General features: G+C 34.7%; 8 protein-coding genes. All 8 read right to left on the reverse strand.

The window, feature by feature from the left end; all coding sequences use genetic code 11:
* Positions 1-235: 235 nt before the first annotated feature.
* Entirely contained in the window at positions 236-547 is a 312-nt protein-coding gene (locus ACOVQ4_RS20545) for a 4Fe-4S dicluster domain-containing protein (protein WP_421822478.1), read from the reverse strand.
* A gap of 77 nt (positions 548-624) precedes the next feature.
* The gene (locus tag ACOVQ4_RS20550; protein WP_421822479.1) at positions 625-1,194 is read right to left on the reverse strand and encodes an alpha/beta hydrolase; all 570 of its coding nucleotides are present in this window, start codon (positions 1,192-1,194) and stop codon (positions 625-627) included.
* 99 nt (positions 1,195-1,293) lie between these two features.
* The gene (locus ACOVQ4_RS20555; RefSeq protein WP_421822480.1) at positions 1,294-2,271 is read right to left on the reverse strand and encodes a VOC family protein; all 978 of its coding nucleotides are present in this window, start codon (positions 2,269-2,271) and stop codon (positions 1,294-1,296) included.
* A gap of 786 nt (positions 2,272-3,057) precedes the next feature.
* On the reverse strand, positions 3,058-3,468 hold the full coding sequence (locus ACOVQ4_RS20560) for a DoxX family protein (protein WP_421822481.1): 411 nt from the start codon (positions 3,466-3,468) through the stop codon (positions 3,058-3,060).
* The gene (locus tag ACOVQ4_RS20565) at positions 3,452-3,790 is read right to left on the reverse strand and encodes a hypothetical protein (protein ID WP_421822482.1); all 339 of its coding nucleotides are present in this window, start codon (positions 3,788-3,790) and stop codon (positions 3,452-3,454) included. Before ACOVQ4_RS20565 ends, ACOVQ4_RS20560 begins: the two co-directional genes overlap by 17 nt.
* A 68-nt stretch (positions 3,791-3,858) precedes the next feature.
* Entirely contained in the window at positions 3,859-4,386 is a 528-nt protein-coding gene (locus ACOVQ4_RS20570; RefSeq protein ID WP_421822483.1) for a YceI family protein, read from the reverse strand.
* A 116-nt stretch (positions 4,387-4,502) separates the two neighbouring features.
* On the reverse strand, positions 4,503-5,153 hold the full coding sequence (locus tag ACOVQ4_RS20575; protein ID WP_421822484.1) for a Crp/Fnr family transcriptional regulator: 651 nt from the start codon (positions 5,151-5,153) through the stop codon (positions 4,503-4,505).
* A gap of 556 nt (positions 5,154-5,709) precedes the next feature.
* Positions 5,710-7,023, reverse strand: coding sequence for a hypothetical protein (locus ACOVQ4_RS20580; protein ID WP_421822485.1), 1,314 nt, complete (start codon positions 7,021-7,023; stop codon positions 5,710-5,712).
* Between the last annotated feature and the right edge of the window lie 94 nt (positions 7,024-7,117).

The following is a 7,117-nucleotide window of genomic DNA, read 5'->3' on the forward strand; positions in this document are numbered from 1 at the left end:
TAGGAAGCCAGCACTAGCGGGGGCATCAAGAAGTAAGCTAAAGAAAAAAGGGGTTATATGAAATTATAAAAACCTTTTATCTTATTCTTATGGCTTATAGTCCATTTTGTGTTGAAGGCAACAGGCGAAGAGTATTAACTTGTTTGTTAGTTGTAACAGATATTTTTTGCCAAATGCACAAAGCTCAAAAATTAAATTTTATTTTGCGTACTAACTTAAGTCAAAATAGAAGTTTTTACTTTTCCTCCTTCACGAACCTTGTCAATTTAATAGCTCTTTCGGGACAAGCCTGAACACAAAGACCACAGGCATGGCATTGCTCTGGATTAATAACGTATGCTTTGTGTTTAAAGAAGAAAGTTTTGAGCTGTCCTTTTAAATTAAGCTTAGTCTTGTCTTCTTTTGAAATTGGACGCATTTCAAACACATTATAGGGGCATACTACTGCGCAGTCTTCCTTTCCTCCACAACTATTAAAGTCAACAATGGGCATCAATTTTCCTGCTTCGTCCGAACAGTTTGAATTATCAAAATTCCTTTTCTTCATTTTAATTAAAATTTAAAAGCCATTTAGAAAACTCGTTCCACTGTTTTCTAGAGATAGAATGTCCATTGGTGTCCTCACTATAGGTGATAAGGATACCTAAAATTACTGATATTTTCATTTGCATAAGTTTTAGGCAACATGGTATCCCCACTTCCATGAGCAATAAAAGCCCTAGTGTTTTGCAGTGCTGTAGCGTTGCGAATATATGGTGTAAATTCTTCAATAAATCGACCACTAAAAACGCCAAAGCCTTTAACTAAATTTGGTTCGCCCAAGCCTAAAGATTGAGCCATATTGGCATCTTGACTAAATCCTGCGACAATAATCATTTGGCTATCAACATGATACTGTTTGGTTATTTGAGAGATGAGCTGTATTAGTTTTGCTCTGCTACTTTCCTCCTCTTGAATATTTATAGTAATTTTTCCATTCACCAATTTTACATCGTACCATCGATAGCTACTTTCAGCCAGCTTATATGGTCCACGTACGGATATTACTGTCCAATTATCTGGAATATTTTTTTCTAAAGAAAACAAATCATTTTCATTGCTACCATGTCCGTGCAACAAAATCAACAGAGGTGATTTTTCAACGGTATCCTTGCTTTCACGAATGATATAGTGTAGTGATGTTTCGGTTTCCACGACATTTTGTTTGTTTTGTGCTGTACAAATATTTAATAAAAATAATTGTACACTCATTAGCATGATAAATTTCAGATTCATTATTTCATCAACTTTAAGCTATGCCTCATGCGTAAGTTGTATTTTAATTCCTGTTGGGTCGGAAGTCCAATAGTTTCCATTTTTTTCTTCAACATTCCCAATTGCACTAATAGCATGTTGAAGTTGTTCTTTGGATTTAAAAATAATATGATAATGTTTTAAACCAGCATAGATAGATGGCGCCAATGGTCTATTATTTCCATGCCAAGAATTCATGGCCACACGATGCTGATAAATTCCTCCTGCGCCTAAATCAGCGTATTTGTATTGTGGGAAAAAGTTAAACTGAGAGAACCCCAGTTTTTGGTAAAACACATTATTGAGAGCAACATCTTGAGCATAAAAATGAATATGACCAATTTTGGTATCATCGTCAATCACTACACTCAAATCTTTATCGGCAAGATATTTCATAACTTCTTCCGTATCTAAAGGTGCCGATGCACCTCTAACAGTCCCGTCGGTGTCTTCCATAAATAAACCACCTTCATTAATTACTCGTTTAAAACGTTCGGGGGTTTCGATGGCCAACTCAACCATTACATTATCGAAATCAGTTAGATATAACGATTGTGTCATGGTATGGTCAATTGGCGAAAATGAGTACTTGTTTTGTCGTAAGCGATGAATGGCTTTGGCAAAGGCTTGTTTGTTGGGTAGATGAATGGCAAAATGGTATAAACCACTGAAGCCTTCTTTGAAGGAAGATTTAGCTGTTTCGTGAACCACCACTAAAGTTTTGTTGAGGGTTCCAAATTCTACGATAGTGTCCGATTGGCTTCTCAACTTCATTCCAATCACTTTTGTCCAAAAAGAAATTGCGTTTTCTATTGAAGTATTGTTCAAATGAATAGCTCCAAAAGAGGCAATTTCATCTGTACTAACCGTATTGGCAGCTTTTTGCAATGTAATAGCATTTGCTAGTGTTGATATACCATCCATAGATAATAATATTGATGTTCCGACTATTTCTTTAATAAATTGTTTTCGTTCCATTGGCGTAATTATTTCAGATTAATAAGTTTAGTAGTCATTTTTTTTATCCAATGGAGATAATTTTTGATATGAAAGAAAAAAAGAATGATGCTTACAAAACCTAATTTACTATGTAAACCTCTTAGTGCGTTCCCAATAAAGCTTTCGCTAAAAACCAGCCAAGAGAGGGTAGAGGTAATTGCCGTGAGTAAGAATACGATGAAAAGAGCTCCATTTAAAAATTTGAACTTATTTTTTAGTTTAAGTGTAAAAAATTGTTGAATCCAATAAAAATGTTGCGCTAAATGCCAAACTACCATGCTTGATGCTACACCCGAACAGATTTTATGAAAAAACAGCCATTGACTTTTACTAATACCCCATACAAACAAAATTTTATCTTCGCTCGTATGAAACCTGATCATTATCAAACCGCTGAAAACCATAATTATAAAAGGAAGAAAAGCAAACATCTCAATCAAATAGTTTTGATTGGCCTTGGACTGCCGATAAAAATGTTTCAGTTTCATTACATTTATAGTTGATTATATTTCAATTTGCTTAAGGATGTATCAATATTTTTATCATGGATAAATGACTGCATCCGTTTTTTGGTTAAGTAATCGTGTAAAATAAAATTAAAATATTGGGCTTTCGGCGGTGGGCTTTGGACACAAGCATGTCTGTATTTATTAAAAAACCTATTAAAACTATTTACCTATTGCCCACCACCTAAATCTAATTTTCCCGAATTGCATAAAATGGAGATTCCCAGCAATTTACTTTTACAAATGATAGGTTTTTGGGCTAGCTTTTAGGGAAAACAATTGCTTTTTTGGTTCTACCCCACACTACAAATACCGCTAGTAATAAGAAGAAAATATTCATACTAATTAAGGATACTTCATCTCTTGAAATATGAAATATGGAGGCTATAATCATGAGAGCAATAATACCATAGGCCGCAAAAACTGTAAGCTTAGGCTGAATCCGTGTGGCTGCTGGCAAAATAATACCCAATGCCCCCAATAAGTCAATGACACCTGTGACTTTTAGAAGAACGATGTTATCTTTTGCCCAAGGTAACATTTTGGCCGCCTCTTGTAATGACTGAAACAACTTGGTGTAGGCAGCCCACACAAGTACTAATGCAAGAATACCCTGAGCTATCCATAGGAAGATATCCCATACTTTGGAAGGCTTATCTGTTGCTTTCATTGCCATTTAATTTAAAGAAGGGAAAAATTACCAGTATTGACAAAATCGGGAAAAAGTGCATTGGAATAATCATACCAGGGAATAACTCTGGAGATTCGGTATCTAAAGGCAGATTGAATCCCATTACACCTACAATGGAAGCAAAACTCAACACACTAAAGACAATATTTAGCCAACCAATAGTTTTTACGCCTTTCCAATTTATGATGAACATATAGCCTAAAGCCATAAGTAAACAACCAATCGTATTGGCGGCAATAATATTTGAGATTCCTGCTACTTTGCTAAAATCTACTACCAATGCTTCATTATATATATTCATATAAATTACACTAGCCAATGAAGATAGCAGGCTTCCTGCTATCCCCATTATTAAAGCTTGCCTCCAGTTCACTTTGTAACAGGCACGTTAAGTTGAAACTCCAATACCTCAGGCGTACCACTTCTTGTTACATTATATTCTGATGGTTTTACTGAGAAAGTACCAGCAAAAACACCACCTTCAGAAGTTTTTGAAAACGTGAAAGGAATTTTGATTTGTTTGGTCACATCTTTGATAGTAAGATTACCATTTGCCTCATAACCGCTTGCTGTCTTAGTAATAGAAGTTGATTCAAACTTTACAGTTTGAAAGGTCTTGGTATCTAATCCCTTTTTGGCATGCCCATTACGCATTCCATTGCCTGTATTAATAGTGCTGGCGTCAATTGTTGCCATTAATTTAGATGAAGCAAGATTATTTTCATCAAAAAGCAACTCGCTTTTTAATCCTTTAAACGCACCATCAAACTTTTTGCTAGTAAACTTCACTGAGTAGGTCTCTTCATTAACCTTCCAAGAAGTAGAATTATTAATTACTTTGAATGCTGATGTTACCAGTACAATAGCGATAAATGCTGGATAAACTAATTTTTTCATGATATATAATTTTTACATTTTCAATGCAAAGTTGATATCATTTCCACTCTCAAAACGATGAGGTAAGACAAAAAAAAACGTTGATGTAGGTCAACGTTTTTGGATTATTAAGGATTCTATTTTCTTAACGAATTGCTTCGTATACGACTTAGCGTTTCTTTTGTCATACCCAAATAAGAGGCAATAATATGTTGTGGAAATCTCTGAAAGAATTCTGGATAGCTATTTTGTAATTGTTCTAATTTTTGTTCTGCAGTGAGGGTCTGAGAAGAATGTAATCTTTTCATAAGCTGAAAAGATTGTCGTTCTGTGAGTATATTATTGAGTTCGGAAATAAAAGATTGCTTACTGAGTTTATTTACAAAATTTTCTTTAGTTAAGACCAATAATTCTGTGTCTTCGTAGGCATCGATATAGTACGGAGTTGGCGTGCCTATCATAAAACTTTCCTTGTCACCTGCCCACCAATTTTCGATATAAAGTTCCAGGATATTTTCTTTTCCTGTACTATCAATCGTATATTTTTTTAGTGCACCTTTGACAACAAAAGCCGCAATTTTGCAAACATCTCCGCTTTGTATCAAGTACTGATGTTTTCGCAATTTCTTAGGTTGGAAAACTTCTGAAAGTACGTTAATATCACTTTCGGTAAGCTTGTTTTCAATTTTATCATTAATATGTTGTATTAGTATCTCTATCATTTTATAAGTTAAGTAAGTAATTAATTGATAATGGATAATTTTGCTTACCATTACCTTTTTAGCCATTTAATATAAGGTTACGGGTGAATAACTTCTTCCTATGAATGGAGTCATCAGTCAAAACTTTCAAATTATTAACGACAATTTAAAATCCCTACTAGGCTTCCCTCCTATCTTTTTCCTCTAACAAATAATAAAGTTTAAGTAGTTTCAAAATCTTGTTTTGTATTAGTACTTCACATGCTTAAGTTCTCTCAGTTTCCCCCTGCCTTCATAATGGCAATACCTTTTGCCTGTTACGCAACTCAAATATATAGCAATTACCATGGACTTCCATCATGTGGTGGCAGCTTTAATTTTGCCTATGGACGCTGTCCCAAAATGCTTATTCTATCGTTATGTAGGGTTGTAAAAATCTCTGATATTGAGTGTATCACCTAGTCAATCTTAATAAATTGGCATGGTTTGTTCATTTAAAGCGCTTGGTTTTTAGCACTTCCTACACTCAGAAAAAAACAAACCTCCTTTAAATCGCTTTAAAAGAGGTTTGAGAACATAAGCTAAATGTATTTTTAGAGAAAATGACTTACGCAACAGGTGGGAGTATTGTGTGTATATATTTTTATTTACTTGTTTGAAAATCAATCAAGTAGGGTTTCAAGGGCATGCCATTTCGAGTTCTGAAATTGTTGGTAATCAGTAGTTGATATTTTTTATTGGGCTCTAAGTCTACCGTAATAGTCCAAGACTTATTCTCGTTTGACCAAAATCTCTTTTTTACATCATTTTTTGGAAAAGCGTTTTGGCCTAGTTCTCCAAAATCAACTCCAGTGTTGTATCCATTTAATGGCTCTGAAAATTGAACAGTTATTTCTTTGATATTAGGATTAACGTTCTTGCTTTTGTTTTGAAATTGCTTGATTCCAACAACAGTAGGACGTTTCTTTTCAAAGTCTTGGTAAAGTTCGTTGAGTGGTTTTGAGAAAAATTTAGATTTTTCTACAAAGTCTTCTACATCCGTCTCGTTAGTATAATCCAATTCTATCATTTTTTTGATGGCTAGAGATTTGTTTTCTGCTTGATTATAAAAATTTTCACACATTTGGTAGCCGATATAATATCCCAAATCTCTAACCCCAAATTCATTAGGAGCGTCACTCCAAAGCCAGTTACTTTGGTTGTTGATATAGAACATTTCTTGCTCAAACTTAGCCCTAACTTTTACGGGATTGTTCTTCCCAAATTCGATTGCAGGAGCGGCAGATGGGACATTCATAGCTTTTACAGAAACAAATTCGGCCACCCCCTCTCTGATCACATAAGACAGTAGGTTATCAACCCAAGGTTTTTGTTGTGTATGAACATATTCGTGAATATTAAGCAAAACCAACGTATTAATTGGGTTACTATCAAAATACTTTCGTCTACCAATTCTTAAAAAATCGGGTGAAAGCTCATCAGATATAGTATTTTTGTCTGTCATGGCCATTTCAGCACCAATGAGAACAAGGTTGTCTAACGTTGTTCCATTACTTCTCATTGCTCCGATGGTAAAGTAAATTTTAGCTGGTTTTAGTGCTGGATAAAGTAAGCGCAATTGGTCGATTCCCGAATTAAAATCTTTTGCAAATTCACTAGCTCTTAGCGTATTCCTTCGGATAGAGTTCCAAAAATTCGGGTAATTATTAATGGCATCTAAATAGTCCTTTGCAGTATAGTTCCTTACTTGCCTCATAGCAATCAAGCCTTCCGTTGCTTTGGATAAGTATAAATCTTCAAGTAGCTTATACTGTGTAACCGAGTCTTTGGTTTGAATAATTTTGTCGTATGCAGTCCAAAAATTATCAATATCTGTCCAGACCACGTTTTGTCCTTTTGCTTGCAATGAGCAGATTATAAGAATTGCAATTCCAATTGATTTGAGTTTGTATATCATGATTTTATTAAAAATTTGGGTGTGATTAAGCATAACAAATTGGGCAATGCCACGGGTGGTTTTCCTTGGCTAAATTTCCCCGCTGGTGCTGGCT

The organism is Flectobacillus sp., assembly GCF_049240685.1.
Taxonomy (GTDB): Bacteria; Bacteroidota; Bacteroidia; order Cytophagales; family Spirosomataceae; genus Flectobacillus.

What these genes read in the sequence shown, in the direction of transcription:
- ACOVQ4_RS20570 (WP_421822483.1), bottom strand. Translation starts at nt 4,386, where the DNA reads ATGAAAAAATTAGTTTATCCAGCATTTATCGCTATTGTACTGGTAACA.
- ACOVQ4_RS20565 (WP_421822482.1), bottom strand. Translation starts at nt 3,790, where the DNA reads ATGAATATATATAATGAAGCATTGGTAGTAGATTTTAGCAAAGTAGCA.
- ACOVQ4_RS20555 (WP_421822480.1), bottom strand. Translation starts at nt 2,271, where the DNA reads ATGGAACGAAAACAATTTATTAAAGAAATAGTCGGAACATCAATATTA.
- ACOVQ4_RS20575 (WP_421822484.1), bottom strand. Translation starts at nt 5,153, where the DNA reads ATGGCTAAAAAGGTAATGGTAAGCAAAATTATCCATTATCAATTAATT.
- ACOVQ4_RS20580 (WP_421822485.1), bottom strand. Translation starts at nt 7,023, where the DNA reads ATGATATACAAACTCAAATCAATTGGAATTGCAATTCTTATAATCTGC.
- ACOVQ4_RS20545 (WP_421822478.1), bottom strand. Translation starts at nt 547, where the DNA reads ATGAAGAAAAGGAATTTTGATAATTCAAACTGTTCGGACGAAGCAGGA.
- ACOVQ4_RS20560 (WP_421822481.1), bottom strand. Translation starts at nt 3,468, where the DNA reads ATGAAAGCAACAGATAAGCCTTCCAAAGTATGGGATATCTTCCTATGG.